Here is a 16,163-nt window from a genome sequence, read left to right on the forward strand (position 1 = left end):
GCCGGGGAGGCGGCGGCGCTGGAGGCCCGCTGGCGGCTGCTGGGCGAGCTGGCTGGGGTGCTGGGCCTGGAGGCGGAGACGGCCACCGAGCCCGCGGCTGGGGCGGCCGATGGGGCGGCGATCCAGGAACGGATCGAAGCGCGACGGGCCGCCAAGGCAGCGAAGGATTTCGCCACCGCCGACCGGATCCGCAGCGAACTGGCCGCCGAGGGCATCGAGCTGATCGACCGGCCGGGCGGTGTGACCGACTGGGTGCGGGGCTGTGGCGTTGGGATCAATCCCCGGCATCCCTGAACGGGTCCAGCAGCGGCTGCAGCAGGTGTTCGACAGCCAGGGCCACCTGGAGGCCGTGTGGCTGTTCGGCTCCCGGGCGATGGGACGTCACCGCGAAGGATCCGACATTGACCTCTGCCTGGAGGGGCGCGAGCTCAGCCATCGGGACCGGCTGCGGCTGATGGCGGCGATCGATGAGCTGCTGCTGCCCTGGCAGGTGGATGTGGCCTTGCGCCGGGAGATTTCCCAGGAACTGGAAGCCCATCTGCAGCGCGTGGGTCGCTGCATCTGGGTGCGGAGCTGAGGCGCCTACCGGAGCCGCTCGAGCAGGTCCTGAATGGGCAGCACGCTGCGCCCTGGCACGGCTGGATCGGCGGCGCAGTTGAGCACCTGCCAGTCGAGGCCGGCGGAGCGGCCCGCCAGTTCCAGCATCAGCCAGGCGCCGCCGTGGGGGCGGATTTCGATCACCGGGGTGCCGTCCGGGGCGAGCAGGGCATTGGCCAGGCCGGCCCCATGGATGCCGAGGAAGCCCCGGGCCCGGCTGATCAGGCCATGGAGGGCGCGGATGTCAAAGTGGCCTGGGTCGAGGATCAGCACGCCATGGTTGCTGAGCTGCTCGAGCAGTTCGGCGTGGTTGCTGAAGTCACGGCCATGGGGAACTTCGGTGGGGGCCGCCAGATTGCGGCTGAAGTAGATCCAGTGATCCTGCAGCGCGAAGGGAGGCGTGGGCTGATGCAGGTCCCGGCGCAGCAGGTCCACCCCGTCGCGGTAGTCCTCGATGGCGAAGGTCCAGGTGCGCTGGTGGTGGGGATGGAAGCCGCTGCCCCCGTTGCAGGCCACCGGCTGGAGCACGAGCCGCTCGACGCTGAAGGAGGCCGGCAGTTCGTCCCGGAACTGCACAGCGCCGGGCCAGAGCAGGCGACGCAGGTGGGCGAGGTTGGCGAAGCGTTCGCGGCAGGCCAGCAGATTCAACGGCCCCAGCTCGCTGGAAAGCCGGCGGATGGCCGCCAGCTGGGGGAGGGTGTCGTGAAAGAAGTGGCCCAGGTTGCGATGGCCGACGATGTCGTTGAGAACGCACCAGGTGCCCTCCAGCCGCAGGGGTGCGGGCTCCGGATCGGGCAGGGGGCGGAGGCTGAGGCTGTCGCCATCGCGCTGCAGCTGGTAGCCGGCGAGCTGCTGGATCCAGGGGGCCTCGGGCCAGCCGGCGGGGAGGTACTGGAGGCAGTCGCTGAACCATTCCCCGTCGGCGATGGCGCCGATGGGCAGCACCACGGCGTTGCTGACCAGCCGGTGGCCGAGCCGGTAGGTGTGGAGGGGTTCCGGCCAGGGGAAGGGGGCAGGAGCCGGGGGCGGCGCAAAGAAGCCCAGCGGGATGGGGGCAGCGGCCTGCACCAGCTGCTGGCGGGTGGCGTGGATCCAGTCGTGCTGCGCCGGATGGAACTGCAGCAGACGGTCGATCAGCGGCAGGGCCTGAGCGGCCAGATGGGGATCGGATCGGCCCTGGTCCTTGATCCAGAGCGCGCCATAGCGGCAGAACTGTTCCTCGAACACGGCGACCCAGTCGGGCTCCTCGGGGCTGGTGTCTTGCAGCCAGCGGTAGAGCCGGGCGCCATCGAGGGCGAGGGCGATCGCCTCGTAGCGCTGCTCCTCGGGCAGGGCCAGCATGCGCTGGTGGCCGGCGGCACCAAGCTGGCGCAAGCGGTCGCGTTCGGCCGGTTCGAGCACGGCCAGGGATGACAGCTGCCGGCAGGCCGCCGCGAGCTGGCGGGCGTCACCCATGGCTTCGGTGCAGCACGGCAAACTCTGGCACCCGTGCGTCGCCGCCATGATGGGCCGATCCTGATCGATGGGGCGGGGGGGCCCGAAGCCTCTGGATGGCACACACCCCTTTGCCAGCCGAAACACCCAGGGGTCGGGCCGCCTGTCTGGATCTGGCCAGGGAATGCCTGCGGCGCCAGGGCCTGGCCAGGGTGGCGGAACTGGTATGGGACGGGGTGAACGCCTCCGAGGCCAGCCTGGAGGCCGACGAGCAGGAGTTGCTCAGGGAACTGGGCCTGGCCTGCCACCAGCAGATGCTGGCGGTGGTCGAGGGCGATCCGGCCCAGGCCATCGCGCTGGCCTGCTGGGGCGCACGGCTGTTCGGCCACCTGCTGGATCAGGGCTCCCCCCAGGCGGAGTGGGTGGCGATTCACCATGAGCAGTTCTGCCGCTACGGATCCATCTGGATCCATCGGCAACTGACCAGCTGCGACGACGACACCCCCGCCCTGCAACGGCAGGAGCTGGGCGCCACGGCCCTGAAGATGCTCGAGACGCTGGGGGGCTATCACGATCCCCTGCCGGACTGGGTGCCGGTGTACCGGGAGGCGTTTCTGGCGATACCCGGTACCAGCGCCGGAGCCCCGCCCTGGCCCGCGGCGGACAGCCTGATCACGATCGTGGGGAACTGCCAGAGCCACCCGATCTTTCTGGGGCTGGAGCGGGCCCTGCCGTCCCATCGCTTCCACTACTGCGCGCCGGTGCACATGGCCACGGCGGAGGATGTGGCGGAGCTGCACCGGGTGCTGGGTGACACGCAGGTGCTGGTGATGCACCGCGTCACACCGGGCTATCGCGACGGCATCGGCCTGGATGGGGCCACCCTGCAGGCCCTGCTGCCGAAAGGGGCTGGCGCCGTGGTGCTGCCGAATCTGCACTACGAGGGCTACCACCCCACGATCGGCTACGCCCACGACGACCGGGGCGAACTGCCCGGCCTGGCCAGCGAATCTCCCCTGGGCGACTATCACGACTTCCTGGCGATGGCGGCCGCCGAGCGCGGCCTGGAGGCCGAGGAGATCCTGGCGCTGGCCTGCACCCCGGAGATGGAGGAGCTGCTGCAGGCCTGGCACCGGCGCTCGCTGCAGGAGCTGGCGCGACGGGAACAGGAGTGCGACCTGCGGATCTCCCCCTGGCTGGAGGCGAACCACAACGGGGAAGGCCATCCGATGGCGCTGTTCCACACGTTCAACCACCCCAGCAACCAGGTGCTGGAAAAGCTGCTGGAGGATCTGCTGGAAGATCTGGTCGGGCGGCTGGGGCAGGAGCCAGGCGGGGAACGGCCTGGCCTGGGCAGCCCGGTGGAGCAACTGGGCCGGCAGCGGCACGCCATCCTGCCCTGGACGCGCCAGGCGCTCGCCCTGCCGGCGTGGGCGGCCGCCGAGGGGCGGCGCGACTGGGAGAACAGCTGGACGCTGGAGGAGCAGCTGGGCGCCTCGATCGCCTTCTACCGGCGGCATCGCTGGCTGGTGGCCTGCAACCGCCAGCAGGAGAAGTACGGGCTGGCGGAGCGGCTCCTGGCGCTGGCGACGGGTTGAGCGGCAACGAACGCATGGCATCCGCGGCGCTCTCCTTCAGACTGCAGTTGGTAGATCTTCGCGGCAATTGAGCAGGCTTTCCAAGCCTTCACATATTTGAATGGCAGTACTAGACTTATCCCAAAGACAATCCATCAACTAGATGATATGACGTGGCACTACATGAAAGCAATTCGCAGCTTACGGCGAACCTGAACGCCAGATCCCCACGATCCATACTGCCTCACATCGAAACATCTTACTGAATGCGCAAAAGAAGTAGATGCCTAGCAGGCTTGCCAGAGAGCACCCCAGAGAGCACCAAGGAGACTATGATTTTGAAGCTTACACACATTTGAGGTGTCTCCGATAAACCAAAAGAAAGTCGCAGAATGCACCTCACGGAAGCCACGCATTCGCAGCTTTAGACATAACGGGATATACTCGATAGCTTGTCATCATGTTTTTCAAAGATAGCACGATACTCTGGCGATGCCTGTGTCTCCCAACGCTTGACCGTAGATGAGATACTATTGCTGGTCATATGCTGCAAGTCTGATTCGCTTCGTGGCTGGATTGCGGAAACAGTTTCTGCAATAAGATCCGCACTAGACTCGATTCCCAAGAATCGAGCAATGGAATCAATAACAACCGACGGACTTTTGACAAGATCTTCATAGAAGACAAGGCAGCTCTCCAAGTTCGAAGATATGACCTGCAACTGACGTGCAAAAGCACAAATAATGCGAAATAGCATTTCATCATCACCAACATCATTAAAACTGCGATATCCGCGCTTTGCGTTGAAACCTTTAACTGACAGAAAGATATCCCTAGGATCCCTCTGAAGAAGGATTGGCCTTAACTGGCCATTTGGTAAAAAACCCACGCTTGCCTGAAGAAGATCAACACCAATAAACTTCTCCGCAATTAATGAAGTCCCAGTCTCGGCAAGCTGCTTTGCAAAGGCACTGAAGTGAGGAAAGAACTCAACGAATGGAGATGAACCTACAGAGATTAAGTGAGAGTTAAAGAAGGCATTCTTAGCCAATACGTCGCCAACAGAAAGTGCCGAGTCATGAATAGAACTTAACCCTCCTAAACCAGCTAAATGGCTAAGGAGAGCCATTTGGCATGTTCGATCTTCATACGGAGCTCCACCATGTACTGAGCAACCTAGCGCCTTCAGCGCCTTCATGAAAACCGTTGAGCCACTTCTGCCATAAGAGACGAGCGGAACAATTGAAACGCCGTGAAGATCAAGCATTGTAGGAATCAGAATGCAGAATAGGTGTCACCATTTCAGATGCAGAGTTGATTGTCTTAGCTCGTGTTCCAGTGCATCGAAAAGAGTTGAATAACTGTCCAAGCAAAATCAGAGAAGGATGACAGCGTGTATCGACCAGCGCGGCAGACGTTCATCAAACAAACCAAGCTAAATGATGCAATAGAGCGTGCAGGAGATGAGGCTATCATACTATGAAATGCACTATGAAGCAGCAAGACCATAAAGCAAACCTCCCATACGCCGGATGGCATCAAACCAACTCACTTGCACTGCGCCGCTGATTCGATGCGGAAACAAAGTATTCCCTATATTCCACTAGCCATAGTCGTAAAACAGAGCCGAGACTGCCTGAAGTCTCCTAGGAGTGGCATTCCCCATCGTAAGGAGCTTGCGAATCTCAGAAACTGTTTCGTGGGCTGGACTATAGCCAGAGTTCAGATGAGGTAGTGCTTCCTCACTAAATTGGTTTGCACATGACTCTGGAATGGCCACACCAGCATTGCGATAAAAGTGCTCAAGACGAGTAAAGCCTTCTCTGGGGTGACGAAGAAACGAAGCCGCAGGAGCAACAATCCAACGGCTTGATCTATCGTCGGCGAAAGACCATTCGGCCAGCTCAATAGAAGCGTCTATGGCATGACGCACAAGTTGAATGCTTGCCGAAGTATCAAGGTCAAGACCAGAATCCAGCTGCTTAAGCCTGATCTGCTCTACCTGCCGAGCGACTCCATTCGGATCAGCCAAGAGACAAACAGTACCTGCCTGCTCAACAAGCGTTTTCCAGTAAAGAGGTGGGTAACGATAACCAATCAAAAAATAGTGCTTAGTACTCCTTATCATCTCGTCAATCCACTCTCTTGGCTCCACATCATCCAACTGCTGGGCAGGTGGATCCACACAGGCATGGCCATTCACCATAGCCAATCGCTCAATGAAACTAAAAAAGACTGAGTCGATGCCCATAGGAGCAGCCACAGTGATATGAATCATGCTGCTTCTCCGATCGAGAGAGCTTTGAAGTAACTCTCCAGCGCCCGCTTCGGACTGAGCCGGCTGGCAGTCTGATGCGCAGCATGAGCCATCTCCAGATACTTATCCTGTTCCATCTCCAGAAATAATGCCATTTTTGCCGCAAGATCAGCAGCATCTCTGGCCACGAAGTTATAGCCATCGACGCCGTGCTGTACGCGCTCCGCCAGCCCCCCGATGAAGGCCGCAATCACCGGCTTGTAGCAGGCAAAGGCCTCGGTCACCACCAGCCCGAAAACCTCCGGCCAGGTGGAAGGGACTACCACCACATCAATGCCGGCCATGCGCCGGATGAGTTCATCGTGCGTGTAGCCTCCCAACTCCACCACCTCCCCATGCTCCCAGGCGTGGCTGTCGCTGATCAGCCCTTCCACCTTGCGCTGATACTCACCGGAGGCGAAGTTCTTATTACCGCCATTGATGACGATCTGAAAGGGCCTGAGGGGCTGGCTGCGGTTGAGAAGATCACCGGCCTTCAGCAGCACGTGGATTCCTTTGTTGTCGACGAACTGACCGAAGAAACCGAAACGGATGGCCTTCAACCTCGTGGGCTCCGGCTCGGGCGCCGGGTAGCGATCCAGATCAATGGGATGGTTGATCACGTGGACACGCTGTGGATCAACGCCCATCTCCTTCACCAGCACGCCGCCGAGATGCCTGGCAGGGACGATGTAGCTGTCGGCCATCTCCAGCAGATCCACGTTGTATTTGTGTCGGGCCATGAACGTATCAGCGGTGATGTGGGGAAAGCACATGGCGCAGAGCTCCGGCTCGGCCTTGCTGCACAGTCCACCGTTCGTCTTCTTCACCATCTGGCCATCAGCCAGGCAGGCGAACAGCATTTCATGCAATCCCACGCTGATGTGCACCTCTGGCAAGGCAAAACGCAACAGCCCCAGCAGATCAATGCCGATGTGCATGTAATGCGAAAGAAACACCGAGCGGGGCTCAAGCCTGCGCAAGAACAGGGTGAGATCCTTGATCGCCCGTGAATCGACGCAATTATGCCAGAAGTAGTCGTACTCGCCGGTGAAAAAATAGTATTCGTCTTCTGCTCCGGGCACCTTGCGCAGATAGGCCGAAGCCTTGGTGCGCAGGCTTGTCTGAGGCGATGTGGCGCCGATGAAGCACACACGCAGATTGGAATACTTGCGCAGGTTCAAAAACAGATCATAGGCGCACTGCTGTGCACCGCCATGCACCACCTTGGGATGGAACAGGCTCAGAATCACCAGGTCGTACTGGCTCATAGGGAATACTCCACGGGCAGATCCATGGCTTCCAGCTCTCGCCGCCACTTCAGGGAAAACAGCAGCCGATTCACATGGCTGGTCGTCCCGCTCAGGTGATAAGGGGCAACGGAGCCCGTGCCCTCTGCGTGATAGAACTTGATGTCATCCCATACCCGCACAGAAATACCCTCCTGGCGAGCCCTCAGGCAAAGATCGAAATCCTCGAAATGGGCATAGATGATCTCTTCACTGAAACCACCCAGGTGATGAAACAATGGCGCACTCATGGCCATCAGCGAACCGGAACAGGCGATCACATCAGCCCGGGTTTGGTTACGGCCCACGGAAAAGCCATTGAACAGGGGAATGGCTCCAGCCTTTGCCGTTGTGAGTCGGGTGGCGGTGAGGCCCTCCTGCATCAGCGTACCGTCTGTGAAATACTGAAAGGCACTGTGGATGGCATTCGGTTCGCTCATGGCTCGCCGGATCAAATGGTGGTAGTCGGCCACCGAGTCGGCAAACAGATCATTGTTGTGGAACAGCAGGCATTCGCCTGTGGCATGCGCGGCACCGAGATTGCAGCCAGCCGAGAAGCCGAGATTCGTGGCCCGGTTGAGGATGCCGATCCGTAACCCGCTGCGGATATCGGCAAACCGATCGAGAATGTGGAACGTTTCCGAAAAGAGCTCGGGGGAGTTGTTCACCACGATCAGCTCCAAAGGCAAGCCACATTTCGCCAACTGCAGGATGGCCGGCTTAGCCGCCAGGAAGGAACCCAGCTGCACGAAAATCACCGACGCCACTGGTGGCCGTGCCAGCGGGGTGCGCGTCAGCCAGTGGACCTCCACATCGCTGCGCTCGGCGGCCACGTGCCGGGCGAACAATCCCGACGCTTCCATGACGGTCTGCGGGGTGAACAGCCTCAGGGAATCCGGCCAGCGGTTGCCACTGTCGATCGACACCCGAAACACGCCCAGTGCGGCTTCGAAAAAGCGCGGCGCACTGGTTTCTTCCGGTACCTCCGCCAGGCAGAGTTCCGCGGAGGTCGGACGTGCCTTGTCTTCGCCCTCTGGCTCCACGATCAACACCAACCGGCCGAGTTCCGACCAACGCCGGAAGCCGGAACAGTCAATCAGAGTGGCAAAGCCATGCCGCTGGTGCTCCGGCAGAGCCAGGGCCTGGCACACGTCAGGCCGGTGATAGAACGTACCCGATCCGACGGCATGGGCACCAGGCATGAGCGGATCGCTCAGCCGGAACAGGCTGCCGCTGGGGAAGGCTTCCCGACACCAGCCGATCAACAGCAGCAGGGAACCGCAGCGCAGGCTGCGATCGAGATGCACATCCACGGGGGCGCCCGTGTCACACGCCTGGGCCGTGATCGCATCAAGACGGCCGAGGGGAACGTTGCCATCCACCGTGGTGCGACTGGCCTCGATCGAGGCCCAGGTGAAATCAGGCTGGAGGCCCTTGGCCTCGCGGAAGCACAGGTAAGCCTCTTCCGCCTGTCCCAGGGCCTTGTGGATCAACCCAAGCTCAAAGGGGATCCAGGGGTTGCTGGCCTGGTCCCGATACGGGCGCAGAATCTCAAGCGCCTCTTCCGTTCGCCCGCTCTGCCGGTGGGCGTGGGCTCGGATGAACGCCAGCATCGGGTCCGACGATTCCTCCGTTGTGGCGGCCAGCCAGCGATTCGTCAGCTCGATGGCCTCGCCGAAACGCTCCCCATCCACCAGCTGCTTGGCCCGCCGGAACAGGGCCTCGGAACTCAGTTGCTCGATGCCGGGCTCAACAAAGCCACCCGTGGGCGGGAGCTGGGAGGAAGGGTCAGGGTCAGGGTCGGCACTCGGTGGGGATGGCTTTCCAGCGATGTCAGTGTCGCCTTCCGAAGCTGGATCAGTGGGACGACCCGTAGCCCGATGACCTCCTGCATAGGCGGCCAGACGATCCCAGTCGCTCTGGGATTCCGGATTGTGCAGAAGCTTGATCTGCAGTGACTTCCGATCTAGAGAATGAACGGGCAAAGTCAAGCGCAATCCAATGGTGGACCGGATGGATGCCAAGAGAATATAACCCCCAAAGACCTCGCATCCCCGTGATGGGCATGGCAGCCTGATGAAGCTTTGATGAAATGTTCCGACCCCAGAACCGACTGGAAAGATGTGTCAATCAACACAGGATGATCAGGGCGGGTGATCTACCGCTTCGCTTCGATCACCAGCACACCAGGTAGATCCGATCCCAGCACGCCATGCTTCCAGCTGGCAATGTGATGCATCTGCACCGCAGCGAAGCCCGCGGCACGCAGTTGATCGAGAACGTCCCACCCAGGAATGCGGTAGACGAGAGAGCCGCCCACTGGCCGGATCGGATCTCCATGCCGCTCAGGGTCCCCAAGCAGCTCCGTCTGATGGGTCACCGGGTCGTATCGCGCTTTCAGGATCGAATCCAGCTGCCCGAAAGCCAATGGGCAGGTGGCCACCAGCCGCCCTCCTGGCCGCAGGACCCGGGCGATCTCTCGGAAGGCCAACTCCAGCTGAGGCACATGCTCGAACAGCTCGTTGCAAAGGACGACATCAAACCTGGATTCGGGGAAGGTCAGGGCGCAGAGGTCCTGGTGCAGAACCTCGCTGGTGGCCAGTTCCGCATCTTCCAGGAACTCGCTGCAGGTGAGCCTGGGGGCTCCAAGGTGTCGCCGCATCCACAGAGCAAAAGAACTCAACGCCTCCACTACATACACGTCCAGCTGCGCCAGGGCTTCCAAGGAGCCGCAAGTCGCCTCCAATACACGAAGCACCGCCCGATTCCGGCTCAGCAACCCGTTCGCCACCAAAGATTCGCGGTAGTTGGGCCCCTGAATCTGAAGGGCCTCCGGCGGGATATGTTCGCCCGTGAGGGGTTCAAGAAATCCCAGCATCTGGGTCACCGCAACAGACTCGTCCAGCAGTTTCCCCTGCTGAAGCAGCTCGGCCAGTTCCGGCTGAAACTCGCTGAAACTGCTGTACGTGCGATGAAGATCGTGCAGTGCGAGCACCCTCTCACTGGGCATCAGCTGCGGGCGGATTCCGACCTGCGCCAAGGCTGCTTCGCCAGTCATTGAGGCAGCCTAGGGAGAAGAGGCCATGGACGCCACCTCGCTGTGGCACGACCCTGCCCATGATCCACTCCGGTGGCTCCCGTCTCCCCGTTTCGGGGCGCCTTACCCCTCTGACTACCGCCAGGAGCGCCCCTACACCACAGCCCCTCTGCCGCCTGATGCCTGGCCTAACAAGCCAGCGTCTCAATGCGTCCCAGGGTGCCTGAGAGTCATGCCACCATGGCCCCACCGTCCTCGCGACCGCCGGCGGACAACGTGGCCGACTGGATCCAGGAGGAGGAAGCCGCCTATGCCAGGGCCGCTTTGCCGCCGCCCTCCACCTCTTCCGCCAGGCCCTGAGCCACGCCCCGGACGACGCCAACCTGCAGGCCGCCTCCGCCCGCTGCCTGCGCCAGCTCGGCGAGCACGCCGAAGCCCGGCGGATTCTGGAGGCCATCCTCCAGCGCCAGCCCGACCAGTTCGCCGCCGTGCTCGGCATGGCTGAGCTGCTGCGCAGCGGCGGCGAGCCGGCCGCTGCCATTCCCTTCTATCGCCGCGCTGTCGCGGACGATCATCAGCAGGCCCTGTTGCTGTCGGCCACCCTGCTCACCCTGGCTGCCGCCGGACGCGCCATTGCACCAGCCCATCTGCCGCCTGATGCCGGGGTTGGCCACCTGCGGATCGCAATAGCTTGAGAATGCTGTAGCGCGCGCTCACAAGGTGATCCTCGCACTTGACATCCACTCATCAACCTCACAAGGTTAACGGATCTGAATCACTCCGATGACGCAGAAGCCTATGCCTCGGAAGCTCGCCATCGTGATCTCCGGAGCCGTTTCGCTTGGGAGCTATGAGGCGGGTGTGATGTACGAGTTGCTGGAGGCCATCGCTCTGCACAACGAGTCTGTCGGTAGCGACCATCCAGACCGTGTGGAGATTGATGTCATCACAGGAGCCTCCGCAGGGGCCATGACCGCCGCCATCCTCAGCCAACAGTTGTATTTCGGTGGAACTAGATTGCGGCATCCCTACGAAGGCAATCCTCTGTTCGATGCCTGGGTGAAGAATGTATCCATCGATGAACTTCTAAAGGTGCACCCTGATGAGCATCGGTATTCCCTGCTGAGCTCTGCGGTCATCGATGATATCGGCAGCCAATCGATTCCCGATGAGCCAGGCCTTGCCCTGGATCCCCATCCGGCAGCAGCGAAGTCTCTGCAGGTTGGTTTTGCGATGTCCAATCTGAATGGCTACAAGCAGGAGATTCCTGGCTCGGGGAGCAACGAATCCTTTGCCTACTCCCGCTACAAGGATCAGTTCGTCTGCCGCCTGCAGCACGGGCAGGCCATCCAGCTCACCGAAATGGAGCCACAGATGAGGGGTCGAAAGGTGGTGTGGAAGCCCATGCACAACACTTGCAGCTGGGGAATCCTTCGGGAGATGGCCCTGTCTTCAGGAGCCTTTCCCTTTGCCTTCCGGGCCCGTCGCATCGTCCGTAGCGGTGGCTCAAAACAGAGCATGATGGCCACCAGGGACAGCAGCATCAAATCCACCTCCGGCGATAAACTCTATGGTGGTAATTATCTCTATACCGATGGTGGCGTTTTTGAAAACGAGCCCGTAGGGATGGCCGCCAATCTGACGGAAGTCCTTGATGCAGGGCATGCCGATGCCGATCGCAGCTACCTTTTCGTAGCCCCCGGCAAGCGCACGATTGATGCCGATCCATTCTTCAACAAGGAGGATGATCTGATCGCCATGGCTACTGGGCTCGTCAGTGCCATCTTTGGCCAATCACGCTTTCAACAATGGGTCACCGAAGGCCTCACCGGAAAGCTCCTCACCGTGACGGCCACCGAGGCCTCTCTGATCGGGGATACCTTTTCAGCATTTGCTGGCTTTCTGGAGTACGACTTCCGAGCTCACGACTACAACATGGGCCGGCGGAATGCCCGCCAGAAGCTACGCAATGGCAGCTTCGATCACCTGATTAACGATTTCATGTCCCTCGATGCAACGATGCCAGAGATCGATTGGCCAGTGGACAAGGAGCAAGGAGCAGACTCACCCCCAAGGCCTCTATCTCACCGGACACGTACCCGCGACCAAGAACTGATGCCGCAGGGCTATGGAGAGTATGAAACAGAGATCTGGAAAGACGTTCGTGAGAAGTATGCCGAGTTGGCTAAGCCAAGAATCTACGAAGACGCGCATGGACGCAGCACGCGCGATCACGGAGAGGAGCTTCGCCATCTCATGGTCCAGGTTGCTCCAGAACGCCGCGAGGAGATTGCCAATCAGTTATATGCACGTGTCGATTCACTGGTCGACTTCTTCAACAGCAAGTATCTAGATCCGATTGATGCGAAGCGGCGCTCTGGCTTCTTCAGGTGGCTGCTACGACAGACCATTGGCAAGCCCCTGACAAAGACCGCCTTGAAGCGGGCTGTTCGATCAGTCATCAAGCCCTATCTCCTTGAACCCCTGCCCTCCCAACAGCAGCCGTAAGCTCCAGACATCCGCCAACGCGTCACAGCCCGGATGGCATCAACGAGCGCACGGGCGTGATGGACATCGTCGTCGCTTTGCCGACGGCCGCAGTTGGCAACGTGCACGGCTCGAAGCGGAGAACTGAGCGAGACCGACCCTGTCCGCCCGGCCAGATCCCAGACCTGTACAGCCTGTACAGAACGCCGGATCCGCCCACAGAACCCACCGGCACCCATAGCCACGCCTAGGGCAGGCCGAACAGCCCAGGGGGCGTCCGCACTGAGTGTCGGTTGTCTACACGCAGACCAGGTGGCGCTGAACATCCGCAACCCAGAGGCCGATCGCCTCGATGAGATCGCCCTGCGTCGTGCAGCGCGACCGCGGAAGGACAACCGGACGCCCGAGGAAATCCTCGGCTACGACGACCTCGGACTAACGTCGTTCCTTCAATGAGGCCATCCAATCCGCCAAGTTCCCGCGGATGTCCGCTGCTTCCTTGCTCGAACTCTCCATCGTTCTCGAGGCCCGCTTTGGCGCCGATGGCCAAGGAGATCTGGATGTGTTTGTGGCCGCCGCAGAGATCGAAGCGGTCAGTTTCGACCGCGACCAGGCGGAACTCGCGCGCCTGGCCTTTCGTCGTTTCGGCAAGGGACGCCATCGAGCCGGGTTGAATCTGGGCGACCGTTTCTCCTACGCCCTGGCCAAATCCCTCGCTGCACCCCTTCTGTACAAGGACGATGACTTCATCCACACCGATCATGCACCGGCGATGGAAGCGGGCCGCTGAAGGGTGCTCGGCCTGCCAAGCCGCCAACACCATGCTCGGCTCGAAGCTGCGCCCCATCGCTGATGAATCCCTTGAGCTGAGCGCGATCCGACCCTGCCCCCCCCCGCAGAGCCCATCACTCCGTGAAAGCACGGATGCGCTCCACACTGGTACTGACGCACTATGCGTTGAACAGTTCGGACTTGGCGTCGCTACGGTCATGTCAGAGAACAAAGCGCCAGTTTCCGCGAGTCCCGCCGATCCGTTTCCATTGCTGGATCGAGTCGGTTATGCCTCCCTTGTCGGCGGTCTTCTTGTCGTCCTGATCACGTTCTTTACCTCCTACAGTCATGTCGATGTCTTTGGAGTCCACTTCAACGTCACCCAGCAAATCGGAATTCCTTTCCTCTTTGCCGCCTTGGCGGCGCTGGTTAGCGAAGTTAAACTGGCATCCAACGATCGATGCGCAGATCAGAGAGCGCGAGAGCGAGAAGCGCACGAAGCTGCTCGAGAATGAGGACAAACGACTCGCCGCTATCGAATCCAAGCTCGATGCGTTGTTGCTCAATGCTGAATGAGGCCTTGGCTTTGTTGATGGAAACGATCAAGACGTCTGAGCACTGAGATCAGTGCGCCACCACCAGCCGCCATTGGGGCGTCGTGCTCGTCACCGCTGATCGGAAACAGCTCCAGTGGCCAGCGACTTGCTCCAGCGAAGAGGCCTGCTCACCCACGCTGGCCCGGATGTCGCCAACATCGGCCGGCTGGATCCATCCGCCGAACCACCACCACAAGGCGGCCTTGGCAGCGTTCAGGACGCGGTGGGCAGGAGCTTGCCCAGTTGGGCCTCCACCCCGGCGCGATCGGCGGCGGCCAAAGCACCCAGCCACCCCGACACCAGCCGCTCGTCGAGGGTGAACAGCTTGAAGCGCACCAGGCAGGGCTGGGGCAGACCTGCGGCCTCCAGATCCTCCAGAGGCCAATCGAGGGGCCACGCGGATGGCCGCGCCGATGTGATCATCGCCAGCAGCAGAACGGGCTTGCGGCAAAGCTGCTGGCTGACGCTGATCCATCCCCGGGGCTTCAAGGCCATCGGGTCCTGTCCGCCCGGCCGGATCCCAGACCTGTACAGAATGCCGGATCCATCTGCCGACTCCACCCCACCGAACGCATCCCCACCAACCGCAACCCTGAGCTTTTACGCCTCCACCAGTTTCCAGAAGCCCCACCGCCCCCCGAAGCCCTCCTGCAGCCGCGCCACAAAGGCGGCATGGTCGGGGTGGCCCCCCCAGTCGTTGATCCGATCGGCCAGCCGGTCGCAGTGGCGCAGGTGTTCGGCGGCGTGGCGGTAGCGGCTGGAGCGCCCCATCGCCAGCGCCCCCCACACCATCGGCCGCAGCAGCAGCGTGGCCGCCAGCGGGTGGTCGGCGCTGAGCCGCTCGGCGGCGGCGCTGTGGATCGCGTAGGCCTCCCCGTCCCACGCCGTGGCCTGGGCCAGCACCAGGCGGGCGGCCCGGGGGAGCGCCCCCCAGCCCACCAGGAACTCCAGCGCCAGCAGGCGGTTCGGGTGCTGCTCGGCCACCCGCAGGGCCCGCTCCTCCGCCTCCCCGTCCTCGAAGGCCGCGAGGCGCCCCAGGAATGCGCGCAGGTGGGGGATCGACAGCGTGCGGCAGAACCACTGCCAGCGCATCTCCTGGGCCTCGGCCGGTCGCTCCAGGGCCTCCAGGGCGGCCATGCGGCTCTCCTGCCAGGGGCCATCGAGCCGGCCGGGGTGTTCCGGCTCGGCGCCATCGAGGATCTCCAGGGCCTCGGCGGCCCGGCCGTTGGCCAGCAGGACCCGGGACACGTCGGCGGCGATGGGGCGCCGGCGCAGCGCCGCGGCGCTGAACTGGCCCCGGTAGCCCTCCCCATCCCCCCGGACCTCGGCGATCTGCAGCAGCAGGTGGCTGCCGTCGCGGGCGCCCCCTTCGCGGCAGCTGTGCGCCAGCCGCTCCAGGCCGGCGTCACCCAGGGCCTCCTGCAGGGCGGGCACCAGCCCATCGAACTGGCCATGGTCGTTCTCCAGCAGCAGCTCGGCGGCGGCGTACCAGATCTGGCGGAAGGGTTCCGGCGGCATCGCCTGGGAGGCGCGGCTCGGCAGCAGGTTCTGGACGCTGGCCGACACCAGCTCCCGCAGCACCGCCGGGCTCAGCCCCTGGCGCACGAAGCCACCCTGGCGCTGCTCCCAGTCGCTGGCGCTGAAGTTGCCCAGCCGGCGCCGCAGGGGCAGGGGCAGCTGCTCCACCCGGGCCAGCCATTCCTCGGCCAGTTCGTTCCACACCCGCCGCAGCGGGGCGTCCTCCAGGGCATCGGAGGGGAGGCGGCCGTTGCGCTCGGGGTACTGGGCCAGCAGGGCCGCATCCACCAGGCTCAGGAACCAGGCACGGTCCACCTGCATGGCCCGCAGGCGGTTGAGCAGCTGCTGGCGCTGATCCACCTCCGAGGGGGGCAGGCTGCTGGGCAGCTCGCTCTGGCCGCCGGGGGCCGGGGCGGCCACCTTGCCGCGGCTCAGCCACCACCAGCCCACCGCCGTCCCGACGACCGCCGAGAGCACCAGGGCGATCAGCACCGGCCAGAAGCCCCCCTCCGCCTCCTCCTCCCGTTCCTCATGGCGGCGCCGCACGCTGTCGCTGACGGC

Annotated in this window: 15 protein-coding genes and 1 pseudogene; 7 read left to right on the top strand and 9 right to left on the bottom strand. The window is 62.3% G+C overall.

The genetic code is table 11. The annotated features are described in order from the left end of the window. Together VB734_RS05290 and VB734_RS05295 are read left to right on the top strand one after the other, a co-directional pair. Positions 1-294: pseudogene (locus tag VB734_RS05290) on the top strand (hypothetical protein); the annotation flags it as partial. Beyond that, the gene (locus VB734_RS05295; protein WP_323243065.1) at positions 269-577 is read left to right on the top strand and encodes a nucleotidyltransferase domain-containing protein; all 309 of its coding nucleotides are present in this window, start codon (positions 269-271) and stop codon (positions 575-577) included. The pseudogene VB734_RS05290 and the gene VB734_RS05295, both read left to right, overlap by 26 nt. Before the next feature lie 5 nt (positions 578-582). Here the strand turns inward: VB734_RS05295 and VB734_RS05300 are convergent, their stop codons facing one another. Next, on the bottom strand, positions 583-2,052 hold the full coding sequence (locus tag VB734_RS05300; protein ID WP_323243066.1) for a glycosyltransferase family 61 protein: 1,470 nt from the start codon (positions 2,050-2,052) through the stop codon (positions 583-585). A 95-nt stretch (positions 2,053-2,147) separates the two neighbouring features. Between VB734_RS05300 and VB734_RS05305 the strand changes: the two genes are divergently transcribed. After that, entirely contained in the window at positions 2,148-3,629 is a 1,482-nt protein-coding gene (locus VB734_RS05305) for a WcbI family polysaccharide biosynthesis putative acetyltransferase (RefSeq protein ID WP_323243067.1), read from the top strand. 403 nt (positions 3,630-4,032) lie between these two features. Here the strand turns inward: VB734_RS05305 and VB734_RS05310 are convergent, their stop codons facing one another. From VB734_RS05310 to VB734_RS05330, 5 genes are all read right to left on the bottom strand, one after another. Further along, positions 4,033-4,875, bottom strand: a complete 843-nt coding sequence (locus VB734_RS05310) for a sulfotransferase domain-containing protein (protein WP_323243068.1) — start codon at positions 4,873-4,875, stop codon at positions 4,033-4,035. Between the two features lie 336 nt (positions 4,876-5,211). After that, complete coding sequence (locus VB734_RS05315) at positions 5,212-5,886, bottom strand: hypothetical protein (RefSeq protein ID WP_323243069.1); 675 nt, start codon at positions 5,884-5,886, stop codon at positions 5,212-5,214. After that, positions 5,883-7,175, bottom strand: a complete 1,293-nt coding sequence (locus tag VB734_RS05320) for a glycosyltransferase (protein ID WP_323243070.1) — start codon at positions 7,173-7,175, stop codon at positions 5,883-5,885. Before VB734_RS05320 ends, VB734_RS05315 begins: the two co-directional genes overlap by 4 nt. Next, a complete protein-coding gene (locus tag VB734_RS05325; RefSeq protein WP_323243071.1) occupies positions 7,172-9,184 on the bottom strand; it encodes a glycosyltransferase in 2,013 nt (670 codons plus the stop codon). Before VB734_RS05325 ends, VB734_RS05320 begins: the two co-directional genes overlap by 4 nt. A gap of 167 nt (positions 9,185-9,351) precedes the next feature. Then, complete coding sequence (locus VB734_RS05330; RefSeq protein ID WP_323243072.1) at positions 9,352-10,233, bottom strand: class I SAM-dependent methyltransferase; 882 nt, start codon at positions 10,231-10,233, stop codon at positions 9,352-9,354. Between the two features lie 353 nt (positions 10,234-10,586). Here VB734_RS05330 and VB734_RS14635 point away from each other — a divergent pair, with 353 nt between their 5' ends. The 4 genes from VB734_RS14635 (at position 10,587) to VB734_RS05350 (ending at position 13,507) form a co-directional block, all read left to right on the top strand. Beyond that, positions 10,587-10,925 (top strand): tetratricopeptide repeat protein, encoded by a 339-nt coding sequence (locus VB734_RS14635; protein WP_416238039.1) that lies wholly within the window; start codon positions 10,587-10,589, stop codon positions 10,923-10,925. A gap of 88 nt (positions 10,926-11,013) precedes the next feature. Then, on the top strand, positions 11,014-12,738 hold the full coding sequence (locus VB734_RS05340) for a patatin-like phospholipase family protein (RefSeq protein ID WP_323243074.1): 1,725 nt from the start codon (positions 11,014-11,016) through the stop codon (positions 12,736-12,738). Positions 12,739-13,029: 291 nt separating this feature from the next. After that, positions 13,030-13,173 (top strand): hypothetical protein, encoded by a 144-nt coding sequence (locus tag VB734_RS05345; protein ID WP_323243075.1) that lies wholly within the window; start codon positions 13,030-13,032, stop codon positions 13,171-13,173. A 4-nt stretch (positions 13,174-13,177) separates the two neighbouring features. Beyond that, positions 13,178-13,507 (top strand): type II toxin-antitoxin system VapC family toxin, encoded by a 330-nt coding sequence (locus VB734_RS05350; protein WP_323243078.1) that lies wholly within the window; start codon positions 13,178-13,180, stop codon positions 13,505-13,507. A gap of 202 nt (positions 13,508-13,709) precedes the next feature. Here the strand turns inward: VB734_RS05350 and VB734_RS05355 are convergent, their stop codons facing one another. The 3 genes from VB734_RS05355 to VB734_RS05365 all read right to left on the bottom strand — a co-directional run. Next, a complete protein-coding gene (locus VB734_RS05355; protein WP_323243076.1) occupies positions 13,710-14,054 on the bottom strand; it encodes a hypothetical protein in 345 nt (114 codons plus the stop codon). A gap of 243 nt (positions 14,055-14,297) precedes the next feature. Further along, complete coding sequence (locus VB734_RS05360) at positions 14,298-14,579, bottom strand: hypothetical protein (RefSeq protein ID WP_323243077.1); 282 nt, start codon at positions 14,577-14,579, stop codon at positions 14,298-14,300. A 105-nt stretch (positions 14,580-14,684) separates the two neighbouring features. Continuing rightward, a partial coding sequence (locus VB734_RS05365) for a DUF6880 family protein (RefSeq protein ID WP_416238038.1) occupies positions 14,685-16,163 on the bottom strand: 1,479 nt, incomplete at its 5' end.

Source organism: Synechococcus sp. BA-124 BA4 (genome assembly GCF_034931165.1).